Annotated in this window: 17 protein-coding genes; 10 read left to right on the top strand and 7 right to left on the bottom strand. The window is 64.2% G+C overall.

What is annotated here, in order from left to right; all coding sequences use genetic code 11:
• The first annotated feature begins 292 nt into the window (after positions 1-292).
• From MCHLDSM_RS39985 to MCHLDSM_RS36800, 4 genes are all read left to right on the top strand, one after another.
• Positions 293-796 (top strand): type II toxin-antitoxin system RelE family toxin, encoded by a 504-nt coding sequence (locus MCHLDSM_RS39985; RefSeq protein ID WP_234714286.1) that lies wholly within the window; start codon positions 293-295, stop codon positions 794-796.
• A gap of 263 nt (positions 797-1,059) precedes the next feature.
• Positions 1,060-1,980, top strand: coding sequence for an MBL fold metallo-hydrolase (locus MCHLDSM_RS34245; RefSeq protein WP_234714287.1), 921 nt, complete (start codon positions 1,060-1,062; stop codon positions 1,978-1,980).
• 693 nt (positions 1,981-2,673) lie between these two features.
• Positions 2,674-3,594, top strand: a complete 921-nt coding sequence (locus MCHLDSM_RS34250; protein WP_048474226.1) for an alpha/beta hydrolase — start codon at positions 2,674-2,676, stop codon at positions 3,592-3,594.
• A 204-nt stretch (positions 3,595-3,798) separates the two neighbouring features.
• Complete coding sequence (locus MCHLDSM_RS36800) at positions 3,799-4,656, top strand: MPT63 family protein (protein WP_268782574.1); 858 nt, start codon at positions 3,799-3,801, stop codon at positions 4,654-4,656.
• A gap of 27 nt (positions 4,657-4,683) precedes the next feature.
• Here MCHLDSM_RS36800 and MCHLDSM_RS38295 read toward each other — a convergent pair whose 3' ends face one another.
• The 4 genes from MCHLDSM_RS38295 to MCHLDSM_RS39990 form a co-directional block, all read right to left on the bottom strand.
• A complete protein-coding gene (locus tag MCHLDSM_RS38295) occupies positions 4,684-4,827 on the bottom strand; it encodes a hypothetical protein (protein ID WP_156455074.1) in 144 nt (47 codons plus the stop codon).
• Positions 4,828-5,462: 635 nt separating this feature from the next.
• Positions 5,463-5,651: a hypothetical protein gene (locus MCHLDSM_RS34255; RefSeq protein WP_082169211.1), complete on the bottom strand. Its 189-nt coding sequence runs from the start codon at positions 5,649-5,651 to the stop codon at positions 5,463-5,465.
• 154 nt (positions 5,652-5,805) lie between these two features.
• Complete coding sequence (locus MCHLDSM_RS34260; protein ID WP_234714289.1) at positions 5,806-6,237, bottom strand: nitroreductase/quinone reductase family protein; 432 nt, start codon at positions 6,235-6,237, stop codon at positions 5,806-5,808.
• 313 nt (positions 6,238-6,550) lie between these two features.
• Positions 6,551-7,513, bottom strand: a complete 963-nt coding sequence (locus tag MCHLDSM_RS39990) for a hypothetical protein (RefSeq protein WP_048474228.1) — start codon at positions 7,511-7,513, stop codon at positions 6,551-6,553.
• Between MCHLDSM_RS39990 and MCHLDSM_RS38300 the strand changes: the two genes are divergently transcribed.
• The gene (locus MCHLDSM_RS38300) at positions 7,503-7,991 is read left to right on the top strand and encodes a hypothetical protein (protein ID WP_156455075.1); all 489 of its coding nucleotides are present in this window, start codon (positions 7,503-7,505) and stop codon (positions 7,989-7,991) included. The two genes, MCHLDSM_RS39990 and MCHLDSM_RS38300, sit on opposite strands and share 11 nt — an antisense overlap.
• Before the next feature lie 132 nt (positions 7,992-8,123).
• Here MCHLDSM_RS38300 and MCHLDSM_RS34270 read toward each other — a convergent pair whose 3' ends face one another.
• Both MCHLDSM_RS34270 and MCHLDSM_RS34275 read right to left on the bottom strand, forming a co-directional pair.
• On the bottom strand, positions 8,124-8,786 hold the full coding sequence (locus MCHLDSM_RS34270; RefSeq protein ID WP_048474229.1) for an RES family NAD+ phosphorylase: 663 nt from the start codon (positions 8,784-8,786) through the stop codon (positions 8,124-8,126).
• Positions 8,771-9,370 (bottom strand): hypothetical protein, encoded by a 600-nt coding sequence (locus MCHLDSM_RS34275; protein ID WP_048474230.1) that lies wholly within the window; start codon positions 9,368-9,370, stop codon positions 8,771-8,773. The genes MCHLDSM_RS34270 and MCHLDSM_RS34275 overlap by 16 nt, the downstream gene beginning before the upstream one ends.
• Before the next feature lie 275 nt (positions 9,371-9,645).
• On the opposite strand from MCHLDSM_RS34275, the gene vapB reads away from it, so the two are divergent.
• From vapB to MCHLDSM_RS34290, 3 genes are read left to right on the top strand one after another with little or no spacing between them, the layout of a single operon-like run.
• Positions 9,646-9,879: a type II toxin-antitoxin system VapB family antitoxin gene (gene vapB, locus MCHLDSM_RS34280; RefSeq protein ID WP_048474231.1), complete on the top strand. Its 234-nt coding sequence runs from the start codon at positions 9,646-9,648 to the stop codon at positions 9,877-9,879.
• On the top strand, positions 9,870-10,280 hold the full coding sequence (locus tag MCHLDSM_RS34285) for a PIN domain nuclease (protein WP_048474232.1): 411 nt from the start codon (positions 9,870-9,872) through the stop codon (positions 10,278-10,280). Before vapB ends, MCHLDSM_RS34285 begins: the two co-directional genes overlap by 10 nt.
• 49 nt (positions 10,281-10,329) lie before the next feature.
• Entirely contained in the window at positions 10,330-11,856 is a 1,527-nt protein-coding gene (locus MCHLDSM_RS34290) for a serine/threonine-protein kinase (protein ID WP_048474233.1), read from the top strand.
• A gap of 769 nt (positions 11,857-12,625) precedes the next feature.
• Here MCHLDSM_RS34290 and MCHLDSM_RS34295 read toward each other — a convergent pair.
• Positions 12,626-13,285 carry a maleylpyruvate isomerase family mycothiol-dependent enzyme gene (locus MCHLDSM_RS34295; protein WP_082169210.1) on the bottom strand — a complete coding sequence of 220 codons (660 nt, stop codon included), beginning with the start codon at positions 13,283-13,285 and terminating at the stop codon, positions 12,626-12,628.
• 679 nt (positions 13,286-13,964) lie between these two features.
• Here MCHLDSM_RS34295 and MCHLDSM_RS34300 point away from each other — a divergent pair.
• Together MCHLDSM_RS34300 and MCHLDSM_RS34305 are read left to right on the top strand one after the other, a co-directional pair.
• Positions 13,965-15,701: a ParB/RepB/Spo0J family partition protein gene (locus MCHLDSM_RS34300; RefSeq protein ID WP_063840670.1), complete on the top strand. Its 1,737-nt coding sequence runs from the start codon at positions 13,965-13,967 to the stop codon at positions 15,699-15,701.
• A gap of 334 nt (positions 15,702-16,035) precedes the next feature.
• Positions 16,036-17,085, top strand: coding sequence for a DUF932 domain-containing protein (locus MCHLDSM_RS34305; protein ID WP_048474235.1), 1,050 nt, complete (start codon positions 16,036-16,038; stop codon positions 17,083-17,085).
• Positions 17,086-17,762 lie beyond the last annotated feature (677 nt).

Genomic DNA, 17,762 nt, shown 5'->3' on the forward strand with positions numbered 1-17,762 from the left:
CAGATCGGCTGATAAAGCTGGTCAAGTGGAATTCTCATCCGATCTGATACACCGCAGTTCAGCTCACTGGTCCTGTGTCAGATCAAATGAGAACGGACACGTCGGAAGAGGAAGGGGGCATCCTGGCGGCGGCCGATATCCAAGTCACGCGGCATGGCCCACGTCGCGGCGGTGATCATCTCCGCCGACGACCTGGAGTCGCTGAACGAAACCTTGCACGCGCTAAGGACTCCGCGGGCTTGGTGGACGAGCTGCGCCAGGCCGAGGGCACGCGAGCGAACCGCAGCCGTGGTTGGCACAGCGGCTGTCGCCAAGTGCGATCCATGCGCTAAAGCGCCTGCCGCACAAAGGGGCAGCCGCGATCGCCGAGTTCATCACCAAAACGCTGCCGACCGATCCGTACACCATGTCGAACCCTCTGCGGTATGAGCTGGAAGGCTGGCGCGTGGCGCGTCGTGGCGGCTATCGCGTGACGTTTCAGGCTCTCCTCGACCAGCACACTCTCTACGTCGGCTGGATCGAGCACCGTGCGCATGCCTACCGCCGCCTTTGCTTCGTCACAGTGACGAAGCAAAGGCGGGAACGCGGGCCCATTGTCCATGAAACGGGGCGAAACTACCTGTGGCAGACGCATGTTCACACGTTAAAGCCTCACGGTCACCACGAATTAACTGTCGCTTGGAGTGTTCGTAAGCGCAGCCACACGGTTCTCGCCGTCGATGCCGTCGGCAAGAATCTCGGAACGAAGACAGTGCCCATCGGTCGCAACGCCGTATTGCGTTGGAAGCATGGTTAGAACTCACGCGAACACGCTGTCAAAAGAACCGAACCCCAGCGGGGTCATCGCGGACTTGCCGCTGCTCCTGTCGCCGCCATTTGCCGTTAACGGATGGCTAACGGCAGCTCGACACGCTTCCTTCGGAAGGTCGCGCCGCGAGTCGCCCCCGGATTAGAAATGTGACGCGTGTCCGCAGTGGACATCACATGCGCCAGGTGAAGACGCACCACCGTGAATCCCTTTCCAGCTGTGTCGATTAGGAATGGAGCATCATGCAATCGATGACGATCGGAGATGTGGAAGTCTTCCGCATCAACGAGCTGGACGTGGAGACTCTGACCATGGAGGACCTGCTGCCCGAACATGATCCAGCAGCTTTTGACCGCGACAGAGAGTTACTAGTCCCAGAACACTGGGATCCCGAGAACAACACTTGGCGAGCCTCAATCGCCGTCTACGTGCTCCGGAGCGCTGGCCAGACGGTGTTGATCGACACCGGCGTCGGCAACCACAAAGAGCGCCCCCACTTTCCACCGTTCACACATCTCGAGACGGACTTTCTACGGCACCTGGAGGCAGTAGGAATTCAGCCAGACGATGTGGACGTCGTGATCAACACCCACCTCCACGTCGACCACACCGGCTGGAATACGCAGCTGCAGGGCAGAGACTGGATTCCCACCTTCCCCAAGGCGACGTACTACTTGCCCCGTGCAGATGTCGAATTCTGGGACCCGCGAAACGGCTACGAGCAGCGGGGAGGGTTAGCCAACAAAAATGTGTTCGAAGACAGCGTCGATCCGATCATTCAAGCCGACCTAGCGAAGATCTGGGACGATGACCTCCTCCGCGTAGATGAAAACCTCACACTCGTCGCAGCAAATGGACATACTCCGGGATCTCACATCGTTGAGGTGGAATCCCGCGGAGAACGCGCGCTGTTCGTCGGCGATGTCGCGCACTGCCCGCTACAGATCATTGACCCCAAACTCGATAGTTGTTTCGACGAGGATCCCATCGAAGCTCGTCGCACCCGCACCCGCGCACACGTACTGAGTCGAGCCGCGGATACGAATGCGCTGGTGTTTGCGGCACACTTCAGAGGCGGCCAAGCTGCTGAAGTGCAGCGACGCGGTACAGGTTTCAAGATCACCGGATGGACGCCTTACACCACACGGGACAACGCGTACGGAACCCAATAAGCACGCATTCAGAGGCCGGCCCGCAGTGGGATCGAGCCAGGGAGAAGCAGCGCGATCCCACCGCGGACTGGGAACAGACTCTTGTCCGCGCCATGATTACCGCACAGGTGATCATGCAGATGTGGGTGTGGGCGTTGATGAAGCCATGGCCAACGAGCATGTCGGTGGCGTCGATCGTTTCATCGACGTGGCCCGCCTTCGGGCCCCGGCCCCTATCTCGGCGCGATCGCGTTGCCGTCGGCGAGAGGTAGCCGTCCTCGATCCGCGGGGCGTTCAGCGTCCCTGGTGAGGATTAGTGCGTTGTGCACCGACAAGGGTGCCATCTGAGCTTCCGTCCGCGCGGCGAGAGCGGCGCTGTCCAACACCAGCATCACGTCGACCGGAACGCGCGCCGTAGCGCTGCCGGCGTTAACGGACGCGAAATCCCGCGCGGCAGACAGTAATTGGGAGCTTTGGTCTTGTTGTCACTCGCTATCAAGCGCGGAATGTGGCGATGTCCAACAGCTGAACTGCGGGCCAGACCGGAGGCTGTCGCGAAAACGCCACTTCCCCCGGCCGCGGCGTTGGTTTCCATCGCATCCCGTTCACGGTCTGATCACGGTCAGCGGCGAAACTCGCCAAGACGGCCTGATTTGTCTCACCGACGATCAGTCGGATCTACTCAGTGGTTCGCCTCCACGACGGGAGAATGCTGTGCCCCTCAACGCGCAAGCACAGAAGTTTGTGGAGATGACAGCGGCGATACCACCGATGGATTCCCGGCCAATACCTGAGGCTCGTGAAGGTATCGCCCATGCACTCCCGGCAATGATTGGGCAGCGGGCCGCAGTCGCAGAGGTGGTCGACCTCGCGATACCCCGGACGGGAGGTGAAGTCCCGGTTCGGCTGTACCGAACACGGACGGACATCGACCAACCGGTGCTCATCTACATGCACGGAGGCGGATGGGCAGTTGGAAACGTCGAGATCTTCGACGGCTTTACCTCCGATATGGCCGTGCTTACCGATGCCGCCGTGATCAGTGTCGACTACCGACTTTCTCCGGAACACGTGTTTCCGGCTGCGCTCGAGGACGTCATGGCCGTGACGAAGGCCGCGCTCGCAGGATCGATTCCGGGCGTGGATCCGCAACGCGTAGCAGTCGCGGGCAGCAGCGCTGGCGGGAACCTGGCGGCCGTTGTGGCCCAACAGTTGCGCGCCGAGCCGGGACTTCGCCACCAAGTACTTCTCTATCCCGTCACACGGGGTTTCGTTCCGAATACAGGGTCTTTCGTGACGTACGCGGAGGGCTATTTCATGACGTCACACGATATGGACTTCTTCTACGGGAACTACGCCCCAGGCGTGCCCTTGGACGAGCCGCGTCTCGCTCCCATGGTAAACCCGGACCTCAGTGGTCTGCCGCCGGCGACTGTCGTCACCGCCGAATACGATCCCCTCCGCGACGATGGCGAGGAGTACGCAGCGGCGATGTCGGCTGCCGGGATTCCTGTTGCACTTCGCCGTTTCGATGGTCAGGTACACCCCTTTGTCTACCTCGACAGGATCATCGACGACGCCGCAATAGCCAGACAGTTCATCAGCGAGCGTCTTCGAGAAGCATTCAAAGCCTGACGCGTGATCATCTAGTGGCCGCCCGGGCTCAAACCGTCTTAGAGGGGCCTGGATGTGCGCCGGTGGTGACCGAGATTCTGGCGTGGATCGGTGAAACGCTGGGCTGCCTGCTGAAGCAAACACGGTCTGACCCTTCCGGGCTGATAGTTTCGTGTGCGTGAGCAAACTCAATCCACCTGGTTGGATCGCGGAAAGGATTCTAAAGTGACGAACCCTCCCCGATGGTTCTTGTCGGGCGCGACCGCTGCCGCGCTCGCTAGTGGCTTGATTGCAACCGGCACCGCCACGAACGCCTACGCCGACGACCTGGAGACCACGACGCTTGGCGGCTCGGCACAACTGATCAACGGCGACGTCGTTCAGCGCTGGACCGTGTCGGCACTTCAACCGAGCTCCGACGCGATTCCCTATCCAGTGACGGGCACCCTATGGGAAGCCAAGGCATCCGATGCGGCGTTGCAAGGCAACGCGATTCCCATTGTGTCCAACTTCAACGCGAGGACCCGAGACGGGCACGACTACCGGGTCCTCTTCACCGCCGCCACCCCCCAAGGCGTCAACCCGGCCACCCTGACGCAGGGTCAAACCACGACCGGCAAACTCTACTTCGACGTGACAGGCCCACCACCTGACAGCGTCGTATTCAACGCCGCAGGGCACGATCTCGCCGTCTGGCGACCGGCACCTCCGCCACCGCCGACGAGCTCGGGCACCGGGTCTGTACCGTCGGCCTCGACGACACCGCAAACGGCGCTCCCTGCTGCCAACAGCTCGACCCCGACAGCAGCTCCGGCCGCCATAGGTGCTACACCCCCGCCGGCCCCCGAAGCCGGGAGTGCGGGCACACCGCTACCAGCGCCTGGTGCCACTTCGCCGGCACCAGCGGCCACCGCCCCACCTGCACCGGCCGCTGGGAGTGCGGGCACACCGCTTCCTGCCGGTAGCGCTGGCACGCCGGTGGTCACGCCGCCCGCCGCGGCCGACAGCGCAGGCACACCCGCTACGCCTACCGCTCCGGTCGCGCCGCCGACCACAACCGCCGCCGGACCCCCTTCGCCTTAAGACTATTGGGCCCCGCGGGTAGCTCGCTCACAGTTCGATGCCGGGGCCTTCCTCCTCGGGCGGCCGCAGGCCATGCACCCGTTGGATGAGGTCGGCGCTCTGCTCGTTCTCGCGCAGTAGTCCCGTCGCCCACCGTCGCTCTCGCGCGGTCAGCTCCTGGGAGTCGCACACCTGCACCGTGGACGCCAGCAGCGCCTTGAGCCGCTGATACCCGCCCGTGGCGTGACCATGGAAGCGCGCCGTGCGTGCAGCTGCTCAACGCCCAGATCGTAGCCAGCGTTTCTGGCCAGTGCGTGAAAGAACGTCACATCGCTGCGAGTGTTCCCCTCGCGGAACGTGTGCACGGAATCGCATGTCATCCAATACGTTCCGAGTCTATCAATGAACTCACGCGGGCCCAGCCCGGTGAGGGCGTCTTCGTCCTGAAGGCGGCCAAACAGATACTCCGCCCCGTCGCGTACCTGCAGCCGCGGCCGGTAACGTTAGGTAATCGTCGGCACCGCAGGGTCATTGAGCCGAAAGTTGACGACATCGCAGCCCTTCTTTGTCATCGGCCCCTCCGGCACTGTCCGGGGTTGGCCAGCCCATTCGGAGACATCGCTGAAGAGGAGCCGGTGCGTATTGCAGTAGTGGGCGAAATCGAACGTACCGGTGCGGTTTTCGAGCACAGTTTACGCGATGCGTACCGCCGAAAACTGAGACTCCACGAAGTTGAGCATCCGCTGGTCGCGAATCCCGAGCTTCTTGCGCAGAACGTCGAGGGCGTCCGGCCAGAAGTAATCCTCCCAGCGGCGGTAGACATTCGCCTACGCGCTGGGGGCCTCAACGAACTCGGCGATGATCGCTTGCGCCGCTCGGTCACCGCTGATCTCGCCACGGCCCATCGCCTCGATGAGGTCGCGGGCGATGGGATGCACCTCGCCGCCAGCCAGGGCCACCGCGGCGTTGACCACGGCCACGGCTTCGCCTACCTCCTGCGGCGTCGGCCTGTTCATGACCAGCAGTTTACCGGCCCGCTGCACGCCGGTGGAGGCACCAGCTTCCGCGGGCTGAGTCGGGCGTATATGTGGAGATGCAGCCAGGGCTGACAAGACTCGCCGGGCTACTTTGACAAGACTTCGGCGTATCGCGGGAACCTGTCAGTCTTCGCTAGACGGGTTTCTGCGATTTGTGCTCCTGGATTCTTCGGAGCTCGAAGAGCGGAATGACCCGCTCCGGCTTTGGATAGGTGTCTATACGGGGACACAGTCCAACTACCTTTGCGTATAAGACGTCGCGCTCCTCGCCTGTGATCTCCTGGGCGACAACGTCATAGGACTGCGCACCAATCTCCACATGCGCTGCGGGATTGGCGCGAAGGTTGTGGACCCACGCTGGATTCCGTGGGGCGCCGCCTCTAGTACCGACGATGAGGATGCGGCCGTCAACAGTGAAGTATTCCAAAGGCGTCTGGCGTCGCTGGCCAGACTTGGCGCCCGTCATCGTCAATAGGACGACATCGGAGTCCGCGAACGGACCGCCGACTCGTCCGTGATTGGACCGAAACTCCTCAACGACCGCAGCATTAAAAGCCAACAGGATGTCCGGATCTGCCTGTGTTTCGGCGTGCGTAGGTATTGGAGGAACCTTCGATTCGTCGTGGGCGGTACTCCCCGCCGCATCGTCGATGCTCACGCAGAGCGCAACGTCACGACACCCGAGTTCGATTCCCAATCGCGGTAGGGACCCCCGACGTGACGTTGGCTGGAAGCGACATGATTCCCCGTCGGTCACGGCGGAATTCCCTCGGGTCAGTCTTGCGGCGTCGGGCATCGGCCGTGAGCGTCCCCTGGTTTGTCGAACAATCAGGGCACGCTTGTCAGTCTTCGCTTACATCTCGGCGTTAGAAGAACGCTCACGGCGCGGACGGATCAGGCGCAAACCAACCTGGCAGGTACTCCTTGTAGCCAGGTGGGGCCAGTTGCCCCTCCGGGACCTCGATCACCTCGCGGATGTCGATCGGCATCTCCGGCGCAGACCAGGGCGGATCAGCAACGTCATGGGAGGACGGCGAGGGAGAAAAGAACCCCGGCGACAGTTCCTTGGTACCCCACGGCGCGAGCTGGCCCTTGGGCACCTGAAGGATGTCGTTCATGTCCAGCGGGTACTTCGCCGGCGGCGGCGGAGGGGTCACGTTGTACTGCTGATCGTTATACGGGTAGTACAGGCCCGGACCGATCTGCCTAGTCCCGAACGGGGCCAGTTGCCCCTCCGGAACGTGAATGATCTTCGTGACATCGATCCAGTACCGTGGGTCCTTCCCACGCGGCGGGTCCTGACCCGGCGCCGGCGACTGGGGCAGATCGTGATCGAGGGCTTGCACCGGAGCGTCCTTCGGGTACTCCAGACCCCGCACCTTCCCCGCCAACGCGGCCGCCTGCTGCTGGGTGGACTGCACCACTTGCGACGCCTGCGATACCTGAGAACGCAACGCCGTCAAGATGACTCGCTGCGCGCCAGTGCTCCTAGCCGTCGGCGCGGCTTTCGTGATCGCACTGGTCGTCGCGGCGATCTGATCCATGCGCGCCGCCCCGGCTTGGGTCACCGCGGCCGCCGTCGTCACATGCGCGGCCAATGCGGTGTCGCTGCCGGCAGCTCTGGTCAGCGGCGGCACCGACCCCTCCGCCATCGCCTGATACGACTGAACTCCGGTGCCCGACAAATCCGCGGTGCGCGACCGCGCCGTCGTCACCGACTGCGCGGCCTGGGTGATGAGTACGGCAGTGTCGGGCACATCGACGGCTTCCCCACTGCCGAACAGCGACCGCGCACGCGCGATCACCGCTTCCACTTCGGCGCAGGTCTGCATGAGCGACATGTACCAATTATGCGGCACCGGCTACTGCCGGGCGCACGCCAAATCGCAGCCAGGCACCTATCACGGTCCGGACTTCCGCATGAAGTGCTCCAGGTCGCCGGCATCGATGCTGATCAACTCCGGGTCCAACCAGAGCCGCAACGTGACCCGCGACCGGCCGTTCGCACTCCCCGCGACAACGTCGACGACGGCGAAACCAGCCGCCGTCGAAACGGCGCACCCACGCAATCTGCCGGCCCGGCATGTACGGCTCCACCCGCAAACCCCCACTGCGACACCACATCGGCACCCCGTCCATCCGGCGCCCGACACCGGGCAACGCCGCCTGCATATTCACCAGCACCGGCCGTTCCACCGGAAAGAGCGTGGGATAAGCCGGATCACGCGCCCAGTCTTCGAACATTCTTTCGATAATACGTGGCGGTGGCCTCTGAAATCGGATGAGTTTCGAAAAAAGGCGGTGTTCGGAATCCACTGAACGTGTCGGAAGGGGACCGGTGCGACGTGGATGTTCTCAGCAACGTGTCGATCGGCGATTGCCACTAAGCTGTCGGATTCCTCGGCGCCGACTTGCCGCGGTGGGCGTCAGCAATCCCCACCGCATCATCGGTCAAACCACGCCGTAGCCGAGACGTTTCGCTGCGCTGGCGATGCGGCCGGCTAGATCGGGATGGGCCAGAGGCAGCGATATTCTCGGCCGGGCCGGCATCGCAGATGTGGCCGGGGTAAACAGTGCGAGGCATGGGTCGCCAGCGAATCGGCTGTTGTAGCGCAGGCCGTCGAGATCGGGGAATGCCTCTGCAATGTGCCGCGCCCACTGCTGAGTCACGATATGCGGGGCTGTCGAGATGGCGAACGTGCCGCCGGCGCGTGTGGCCCACGCTCCCTGGCTGTCAGCGGCGAGGTCGAGGGCCAGGAGTGGGCGGGTCAATGACAAACCGGTTAGATATGGGCGGCCCCGTTCACGGTCAATGGTCCGGTCCACTTGGTAGGCCTCGCCGAGTGCAGCGCACGGGGTTGAGGCTCCGTACCAAACGCCATGCTGCAGATGTTCACCCTTGGGCAGGGGCTGAGGGTCGAACCGCAGCACCGGCCCAAAAGTGCGCAATGCGTTCCACGCCAGTATGTGCTCGCCCTCAGTGCGATGGACGCGCCACCAGATCTCGTCGACGTCGATCGCGCGCATCTCGTCATCGCCGATGCCGAGCGAACGCAGTACGTGCGGTGGCGGAGGGCCCGGCAGCATGGGGTCGACGGTCAAGTCGCCGCCCATTCACCGATCTCGATCAGATCTCGTACGGGCTCGACGGATTCACCGTGCAGCAGCCACTCCCGCACCGACTTCGGTTGACCATCGATTCGCAGCTCGGGCTGCGGCGTCATGAGGAAGCCGGCTACCGCAGTGGGGTGCAGCTCCCTGGCGAGCAAGGCGGGCAGTACCTCGTCGAGGCCGCGGACCTGCTTGAGTTTGAGCGGCTTGTCGTGGCCGCGGTCGACGATCTCGAACTGAATCGCGGGATATACCCACGTGCCGCCGTCGTTGATCGCCCATAGCGTGTGCGCGAGGCGGCGCTGCCGCACGCGGGAATCGTTGACGCCCAGCCCTTCTCTGACCTCGGCGGCAGTGTAGGCACTGCTGTACAACCTGGCCATGTGGGCGGTGATGTCAGCTGCGATCTCTGCGTACGTTTCGGGGTCTTCGGTGAAGCCGGCGTCATCGAGTAGCCGGGCCTCGTCGGCGGTGAGGGTGGCCGCCCACGGCCGGTGCGCGGGGAGCGTCTTGAGTGCCGCGATCAGGTCGGAGCGGTGCAAGTTGAAGCGGTCTAGCAAGAGTTGGTCGAGCTCATCTGTGGTCATCGCGGCGAACCTTCCAGCCTCACATGGTACTAACGGAGATTAACAGAACTATATTACCGTTAGTTTCCGCTGCTGTCGTCGAAACTCCTCACCTTCTTCGCTGAGACACGCAGCTGGGACAGTGACACGCCTGGGGACACGGATGTGGCGACGAAAGTAGGGACCTGGACACGATCGGTGACTTCCTACAGGCGCGGCCAGGGCGGCGGCGAGGACGTATAGCGGTCGTACCATAGCCGGTACGCTGATAGCAGTGATATCGAGAGGTCAGGCCGATGGGTGATGTGCTGATTCGTGGACTGTCCGACGAGGCGGTGGCCCGCATCGACGCCGATGCCGCGGCGCGCGGACTGTCCCGTCAGGAATACCTACGTCGCCGTTTCGAGGCTGAAGGCAAAAGCGTTGTCGCCGCATCGAGGAGGGGCCTGACGATCGAGGACCTGCGTCGCGCCGCCGTGGCGGCCGCCGACCTCGATGACCCTGATGTCATGGATGCCGCATGGCGGTGACCAACTGGCTCATCGACAAATCGGCCTACACCCGGCTATCGGACGTTCCTGACGCGCAATTGTGGGTCGAGAGGATCCAGCGGGGTTTGGTGCGGATGAGCACAGTGACCAGACTCGAAATCGGCTACTCGTTTCGCACGGGCGAGCAGGCACGCAACGAAGCAGGCTCTCCTCCCCTGGCTCTCATGCCGGTCGAATACTTGACGCCGGCCGCCGAGGACCGGTCCGTCGAAGTCCAGATGCTGCTCACCGACCGCGGTGAGCATCGTGCGCCCGCGATCCCCGACCTCCTTGTGGCGGCTACAGCAGAGTTAGCGGGCCTCACCGTGCTGGCCGTCGATAGAGATTTCGATCTCATCGCCAACATCACCGGGCAGCCCGTCGAACCGCTCCACCGATGACCGACTCCCCTTTTGCCGCGCCCGCCGCACGGGGCAGGAGGTAGTCCACGTGACGCCCGCCGAGCTGACACCCGCCCACATCGGTGGCTACCGCGTCGAGCGGGTGCTCGCCACTGGCGGCATGGGAGCGGTGTATCTGGTGCAAAGCCCCACCTTGCCGCGCCGCGAAGCGCTCAAAGTGCTTAGTGCCGACCTAGCCGGCGACCCCCGGATGCGGACCCGGTTCACCCAGGAAGCCGACATCACCGCCGGCCTGGACCATCCCAACATCGTGCGGGTGCATAGTCGCGGTGACACTGACGGCCAGTTATGGATCGCGATGGAATTCGTCGACGGCACCGACGCCGAAACCGCCCTGCGCGCCGGCGCCATACCGCCGCAGCGCGCGCTGCACATCATCACCGAAGTCGCCCGAGCCCTGGACTACGCGCACCGCAACCGAGTGGTGCACCAGGACATCAAACCGTCGAACTTCCTGCTCGGCGCACGACCCGGCGAGCAGGAACGGGTGGTGCTCAGCGACTTCGGGGCCGCGCTCACCCCAGAAAGCGCCGACCTGTCCGGTGGACCCATGACCGCGACGCTCGCCTACGCCGCACCCGAGGTCATCGCGGGCAAGACCGTAGATGGTCGCGCCGACGTCTATTCGTTGGGCTGCACGCTGTTCCGGCTGCTCACCGGCCGGTATCCGTTCCCTCACCACGACGACGTGTCGGCAACCATCAACGCACATCTCGACCAGGCCCCCCGGCGAATCTCCGACTATCTGTCCTGGGCCGGCCCGCAGCTCGACGACGTCATCGCCAAAGCTCTCGCGAAAGATCCCGCTCAGCGCTACACCACGGCCGGAGAACTTGCCGGCGCCGCTCGGCGCGCGCTCGATGCCGCCGCGGCAGCGCCCACACCGCGCACTCCCCCGTCCGCGGCGCAAACTAGCAGCGGGTCGGCGACCAGCGGTGCTGCCGTTGTCGACTTCATCGGACACCTCCCCCGCACCCAACCCGTCGCATCCAAGCGCCGCATCCTCGCTGCCGCAGGGATCGCCGCGGCGCTGGTAGCGGTCGGACTCGTGGCGTGGCTGGCACTGCCTGCGCGCGAACCAACGCACAACCCGACATCGTCGACACCCTCAGCCATCACCGACCCCGCCGCCGCGGCCACACTCGCCGCGGCGCTGCCTACCGGCTATCCGGCCGGCAGTTGCACCTCGGCCGGCATCAACGCCGATCTCGCCGCGGCGGCCGTGACCTGTGGCCCCGCCCCGGATACCGGGGGTCCGCCCACGGCCACCTACACCCTGGCCCGCAACCACACCGCGCTACAGTCCCTGTTCGCCCAACAAACCGCGGCCGCCACCACCGTGGTTTGCCCCGGCAACGTTCAGTCGCCCGGGCCCTGGCACCGCGTTGCCAACCCCACAGTGCCCGTGGGAATGGTGTTCTGTGGACTGGCACACGGGCGCCCGCTGGTCGCGTGGACCACCGACGACAAGCTCCTCATGTCCACCATCGAGGCCCAAGCTTCCGATAGCCCCACACTCGACCAGCTCTACACATGGTGGGCCAGCCACTCCTAAAACCCGATCGCCAGCTCGTCCCCCGGATTCGCTGCTCGCACACACGCTTTCAGCACCGCCCGCGCGCAGCATCACAACCGGTCGCCCCGCACATCGTGGTCCTTGCGGTGCAGATAAAGCAGATTCAGCGTCACGAATAATCCGCCGCCGATACGCCGCCACGTGCTGGCCCCAACCGCGAGGTGACTCCGAAATTCGTGAGCAAGGCCAGCCTTCCGGTGACAAGCCCAGGGTTTGCGATCAAACGACTCCGGAATTGGCGGGCGAGATCAGCCAACTCGTACGCAAAATCGGGCGCTGCCGCCGGCCGCGGCGATCGCGACGACACCGACGACACCCAGCGAGTCCGCAGATCCGCGGCGCGACTGACTCCCACGTTACTTCGCGTCCCGGCGGAATCGGCCCACGACAGCCCGAACTACCCGATACCCGAACACGTTCGCACCGCCGGACCCTGGCACTGACAGTGCAGACCGGGTCCCGGACAACTCACCTACCGCGGTGGCCCACACCCGAACCGGGCGGCCAAAACGGCCACAACAACATGTAGCTGTCACGGTTCGCTGCATTGTGCCTGCCGCTATGCCCACGGATTATTCGGTTTGTCTCACACCAATCGCAGCAGAATGTGTCTCACGAAACATGCCATTTCCTACAGCGATCGCGGTTTCGGCATTACTGCCAGGTGACACCTCATGAGGAATCGGCCGAGGTCCAGATGCCCGCGGCGGAGCAGGTCACAACGCTCCGACCGGACCGGTCCGCCGGACTACCGGAGACGCGACCCCGCGCGATCGTGCGTCCGGCGTTGTCGTCGGTCGAGCCGCCGGGCCAGCACCTGCTGCCCGGGGCCGGCCAGCTCCCCGATCGCGCTGGGCCGACCGGAGACCGCCATCAGCACGGCTTCCGCCGGTCCGGTCAGCTCCGGTCCCCTGCCATGACTCCAGTCCAGGTCGGTCGTTGTCAGGCGTACGCCGCGGGCGAGGTGCCACCCCGGCAGCTCGGGGGTGTGCAGGCTGTCCCCCAGCACACAACGCAGCCGTTCGGCAGGGATCTGGCGCGGCAGACCGAGCGGGCGGCGGATGTCTTGATGATGAATGGTGACGTCGAGCAGCGCGAGCCGGCCTCCGAAGGTCGTGGCCAGCCCCTGCGGCCGCAGCCGAGCCTGCAGCCGGTCGAGGAGCTGTTCGGTGCTGAGCGATGAGAGTTCGTCAACCCACACCTGATTGGCGTCAACGATCCGACCGCGCATGACACGGCCAAACATGCCGAGCAGACTCACGCCGTCGAAGCTCATCACATGAGCGACCACGTCGCGCACCCGCCAGCGCTCACACAATGACTGCGCCACCCACTGCTCGGGTGTCAGAGTCGCCAGCAGATCGGCCAGGTCTGTCCGCTCGGCGGTGGCCATCTCGAGACCGTCCACGGGATCAACTCCTCCTGACGCCTGTGCTGACGGTGGTTCACCTATCATGTGACCTCGGCACAGGAGACGCCAACGTTTCGCCGTTCGGAGTGATCTGTCATGCCGGCCGTCGCTGCACAGCGACCACGAAGCTCGTTGTTCGCCCGGTAACTCCAGCATTACAACTTCTGCAACCCCCAGCTCGGCGCCGCGCGCTTCGATACCCGCGGCCAGACGGCCGATATCACCAATATTGTTGCGGCCCTTATCGAAACAGGACGCGTCTAGCACCACAGCTTTGACCCACCCGCGATCACTCACACTGGCCATCGTGTCGCCACACGGCCAAGTCAGGCTTGGGATGTCCCGGCAACGGCACCGAACGTGGTTGCCGCTCACGAGGTTCATGCGTACCAGTCTCCCAACACCGGGCAGCGTGCTGACGGGGCCAGAACGGTCGAATTACCTTCTGGCCCTCCGATGCTAGGCCGGCGCCGGCTCGCGGCTAGGCCACCGGCGGCGCTGCGCTTGGCCTTCGGCGCGGAAACTTTTCCCGGCCACTCGCTGCGCTCGCGGCGGAAAACTTTCCACCCGGGACCTTGCCGCTCCCTCGGCCATTACCGGCCTTACATCTCCAGTGCCAGAAGGCAAAAACAACGGGCGGCATCCCAGAACGCCCGTTCCTGAGAAAGGTAAGGAAATGACCAACACCATCACTGACACCCAGCACGACGACGCTGCCGAGCATGAGGCTGGCTCACTGGAACACCTCGACCCGCACACACTGGTCGTGGACACCAACGTCCGAAATGTCACGGATCTCAAAGCCGATTTCGTCGCCAGCATCAAAGAGCACGGCGTCCTCATGCCGATCGTGGCCGTGCGCGCCGACAATGGTCAGGTCATGGTCCGCATGGGCCAACGCCGCACGCTGGCCGCGCGCGAAGCGGGCCTGACCAGCGTCCCGGTCTATGTGCGGCCCCTCACCGAGGGCGACGACACCGCCCACCTAGTCGACCGCATCGCCCAGCAGATCGTCGAAAACGATCACCGCGACGACATCACCGAAGTCGAACGCGCCCACGGCATCCAGCAGTTGCTCGACGCAGGTGTGTCGGTAACCAAGGTCGCCAAGAAGCTATCGGTCAAGAAGGACACCGTCAAAGCCGTTGAGACAGTCGGTAAGTCCGATGCGGCCAGAGCCGCACTCGACACCGGCCAGCTCAGCCTGACTGAGGCCGCCGCTCTGACCGAGTTCGAGGACCTGCCCGGCGCGCTCGACCGCATCACCAGCGCAGCTGGAACGTCGCGGTTCGATCACGTGGTTGCCCAGCTGCGGGAGGAGCAGGCAAGCTGGCAGGCCCAGTTGAACGCCGAAGCCCACTGGCGTGAAAAGGGATTCACCGTCTTGGACGAACGTCCCCGCTGGGACCTCGACTGCGTCGATATTGGGTACCTGCGCAGCGCGGACGGCGAGCGCGTCGACGACGACGTGGTAACCGACCCCGCCCTATGGGCGGTCCTCGTAGAAGAGGAAGAGGCCTGGGTCGACACCGAAACCGGTGAGGCGGTCGATGAGTCCACAATCGACTGGAACACCGAGGACGACCCCGAGGCCGTCCCGGCCGAAGGCATGCGTCACTTCAACACCGTCAAAGACGGCGTCGTGTACGTGCCCACGTACTACTGCCTCGACTACAGCGCAGCCGGATTCAGTGTCGACTCGTGGTTCCTGCGCAATGCCGGCGCCACCCCCGACACCGCCGACACGTCAGCAGACGATGACGCGGTGGACCTCGACACCGAAGGCGAGGACGCCGCTGCGGCCCGGGCCGCAGCATTGGCCAAGGCCCAGGCCGAAGAGGCCGAAACCCTGCGGCGTGAGCGCCGCAAGGTCATCGCGCTCAACCGTCTCGGCGACGCGGCCATGCAGGTCCGTCGCGAGTTCGTGACCAAGCTGCTGGCACGCAAGACGCTGCCCAAAGGCGCGGCGATCTTCATCGCGGACTGCCTCATCCGCGAGGCCGCGCTGATCAGCGACTACCACGGGTCCGGGCTCACCGCCGAACTGCTGGGCGTGAGCGAAGGCGAAGGACTACGCAAGCTGGTCACCGATCTGCCACCCACAGGTGACGGACGCGCCCACGTGCTCACCTTGGCGGTCGTGCTCGGCGCGTTGGAGGCCCGCACACCCAAGGACGCCTGGCGATCCGGAGGCAGTGGTGGCTGGCGCCGCGGCGTGGGCACCGGGGAGTACCTGGCTTTTCTCGTCGCCAACGGCTACGAGCTGGCCGACGTGGAACGCGTCATCGCCGGGGAGCGCACCGGTGACGAGGTCTACGACGAGACCCTATCGTCGCCCGACGACGACCATACCGACGACAGCGACGGACCCGAAGCTGAGCCCGCCGTCGAGACCGAGGGTGAACAGGAGTAGATGACCGGGCAGGGGCTGCGCAACCAACCCGGTTCCGCAGCCCCTCACCTGGCAAACACGCAATCGGAAGCGCCTGCGGCGCTGCTTAATTCAACAGCGTTCCATTGCCTTTCCGGCCTTCGACCATAACCGGCGGTCCGGTGCGCACAAGGGCCCGCTACGGCCTACGGCTCGCAACGATTTCCCAAGCCGCTCGCTGCGCTCACTGGAAATCGCTGCACCGGACCCTTGCTGCTTACCCGGCCCTGAAGCCGGTTCTTGATCTCAATGCCGGAAGGCAAAAAGAACGGGCGGCCCCGAGATCGCCCAGTAACCCCTCACGAAAGGTTCAGTCATGGCCCACGAACTCGACATCACCAACGGCGTTGCCTCCTTTGCGAACGCGCGTAGCGACGCCTGGCACCGACTCGGCACCTCCGTCGGTCACGCGATGACCGCACGCGAAGCGCTGGAAGCCGCGCACCTGGCGAACTGGAATGTCCGCAAAATGCCGCTGGTCATCCCCCAGACACCCGTGATCACCCCCGATGGAGTCACCACCGCGCCCCCGATTCCGGTTCCCGACATGTTCGCCACCGTGCGCGACAACCCCGTGGTGGCCGGCCAGGTCGACTATCTGGGCGTGGTGGGCACCAAGTACGAGCCCGTGCAGAACGAGGCGTCGTGCGCCGTGCTGGACGCCCTGACCGACGAATCCGGCGCGCACTTCGAAACCGCTGGGGCCTTGAAAGGCGGCCGCGAAACATTCATCACGATGAAGCTGCCCAAGTCGATGACGTTGCAGGGCCACGACGGATCACAAGACCGCACAGACTGGTACATCGCGGCGCTGAACTCACACGACGCGAGCAGCAAATTCCGTCTGCTGCTCACGAATGTGCGCATCGTGTGCGCCAACACCCAAGCCGCAGCCATCGCCGGGGCGAAATCGACATTCGGCATCCGCCACACCGCCGGGGCGCGCGTCGCGATCCACGAGGCCCGTGCCGCGCTCGGGCTGGCCTGGCGCTACATGGACGCATTCGAGACCGAAGCCGCATCACTTTACGCCCAAACCATGGACTCCGACGAAATGCGCGACTTCGCAACGCAATTGGTCAAAGCCGACGACACCAGCTCCAGCACCACCGCGCGCCGCAACCGCCAGCAGCAGGCCAGCAGCATCGTCAAACTGTGGACGTCGAGCCCGACCATCGCACCGATCGCGGGCACCAGGTGGGCGGCCTACAACGCGGTCACCGAATACCTCGACCACTTCGCACCGGTACGCGGAGCCGCCACCACCGGCGCGGCCGCCAACACTCGAGCCCTGCGCACCATCACCCCCGGCAGCACCGTGGAAACACTCAAGGTTGAGGCATTCCGGTTACTGCAGACCATCTAGCCGGTGACCTGGTGGGCAGGGAACCCCTCACCCTGCCCACCAGGGACCACCCTAGAAATCCCCCCCGTGGCGGCACCGCCGGCGGAAACGCCTCCGGCGTTACTCGATTTTCTTCTCCCACCCTCATCGCTTCAAAGCCTGACCGGAATCCGCGATCCGCGCAAGGCCACGGACAACGGGCCTGACGGCCCGAAAACGTTTCACAAAGACGCTCGCTAAAGCTCGCCGGAAAACGTTTCGCCCGGACCATTGCGCGGCCACGTCACTCCGGTCAAGAAAATCGTGCAACGAGGCCCGAAAGAAAAGTCGAAACAGCCGAAAAACTACACCGAGGACATAGGCGAGGCTGCGGATTTCCAAAGGAGTACGCCGTTGCGAGGCACGGTGATTCACCCTAGAAAAGGAACATCACAGAATAGCTTAAAGCCGCGAATAAGCGTTGCCGACACACCCGAATACCGGTAAAATCAATAGGAGCAACACCACCCGCAAGAAAGGACAAAACAATGCATCAGATCACCGTTTACACTAAGCCCGCATGCGTGCAATGCAACGCCGTTTTCCGCGCACTCGACAAAGTTATCTGCGCGTCCGCTTCCGTCTAAGGCACATTTGGTTGACCGGTGTTGGGTGACGAGTCTGACTGTTATCCACCCTGTCGTTGGCTACGACGTTTA

Origin of the sequence: Mycolicibacterium chlorophenolicum (assembly GCF_001044235.1) — a bacterium.
Classification (GTDB): domain Bacteria; phylum Actinomycetota; class Actinomycetes; order Mycobacteriales; family Mycobacteriaceae; genus Mycobacterium; species Mycobacterium chlorophenolicum.